General features: G+C 44.3%; 1 protein-coding gene. It reads left to right on the top strand.

Features of this window, described 5'->3' with window-relative positions; genetic code table 11:
• Nucleotides 1-1,545 (top strand): Ig-like domain-containing protein (locus F960_RS22655; RefSeq protein WP_004863304.1); only part of this gene is annotated, 1,545 nt, incomplete at both ends.

The raw sequence follows: 1,545 nt of genomic DNA on the forward strand, positions 1-1,545 counted from the left end.
GATGGTGAAGGCAACTACAAGGTTGATGTACCAGAAGCATTACCAGAGGGTGACTTCACAGTAACAGGTGTAGTGACTGATCCTGCAGGTAATCCATCTGAGCCAGCGTCAGATACAGGCACGATTGATACCGTTCCACCAACCTTGACCATCACAGTTCCAGAACTGGGCAATGACAACACGCCAACCATCAGCGGTACAAGTGATGCGCCAGAAGGTAGCGAAGTGGTCATCACCATTACAGACAAAGATGGCAACACCCAAACAGTAACTACGAAAGTGGATGGTGAAGGCAACTACAAGGTTGATGTTCCAGAAGCATTACCAGAGGGTGACTTCACAGTAACAGGTGTAGTGACTGATCCTGCAGGTAATCCGTCTGAACCAGCGTCAGATACAGGTACGATTGATACTGTTCCACCGACAGTTGAAGTGATCATCAATCCAGACAATACCGTGACATTTAAATTCTCAGAACCAGTCACTGGATTTGATGCCACAGATATTATTGTGGCAGGTGGTAAACTTGTCGCTGGTTCATTGATTGACAATGGCGATGGCACTTGGACAGCAACCTTAACAGGTACGATGCAAGGGACAACTGTAGAAGTTAGCGTTAAAGATGAAAGCTATACTGATTTAGCAAATAATCTTGGTGACACCGATACAGACAAAGAAATTACCATTCGCATCGATAACGTTAAGTTAGGTGAAACAGGTTCTGTTATTACTGGTACAACTGAACCCGGTCATGAAGTGATTCTTCGTGATAATCATGGTACTGAAATTGGTACAGCGACAGCAGATGCTGATGGTCACTGGACTGTGACATTGGATGAACCATTAAAAGATAGTGGTTCAGTAATCGCGTCAACAGAAAACCAAGATGGCGTAGTCGTTACTGATGAAGCACCATTACCATACGTTAGCATTGATATCGTTGCAGGCGATGACATTATCAATAAAGAAGAGCTTGCAGATCTTCAAGATAGCGATGGTAATATCACGATTACAGGTAGTGTCAGCAATCCTAATGCTGATATGACAGTGACATTCAATGGTAAAACCTATCCAGCTACAGTAGAGGCAGATGGTACTTGGTCGATCAAGGTCCCAGCTTCAGAAGTACGTACAGATGGAACAAATACCATTACTGCTTCAGGTACCGTGACAGTAGAAGGTCAGGATCCGATTCATTCGAATAATGCAGAACGTCCAGTGGGTGCGGATGATGTTCCACCGACATTGACCATTACTGTTCCAGAAATTGGTAATGACAATACGCCAACCATTACAGGTACAACCAATGAACCTGCGGGAAGCATTGTTGAAATTACCATTACAGATAAAGATGGCAACACACAAACAGTATCAACGATTGTAAAAGACGATCAAACCTATACAGTCGATGTACCAGAAGCCCTACCAGATGGTGAGTTTACTGTAACGGGTGTCATCACAGATCCAGCGGGTAACAGCACCACAAGTACTGACCAAGGTACGATTGATACCGTTCCACCGACATTGACCATCACTGTTCCAGAA

The sequence above is a fragment of the Acinetobacter gerneri DSM 14967 = CIP 107464 = MTCC 9824 genome (genome assembly GCF_000368565.1).
Classification (GTDB): domain Bacteria; phylum Pseudomonadota; class Gammaproteobacteria; order Pseudomonadales; family Moraxellaceae; genus Acinetobacter; species Acinetobacter gerneri.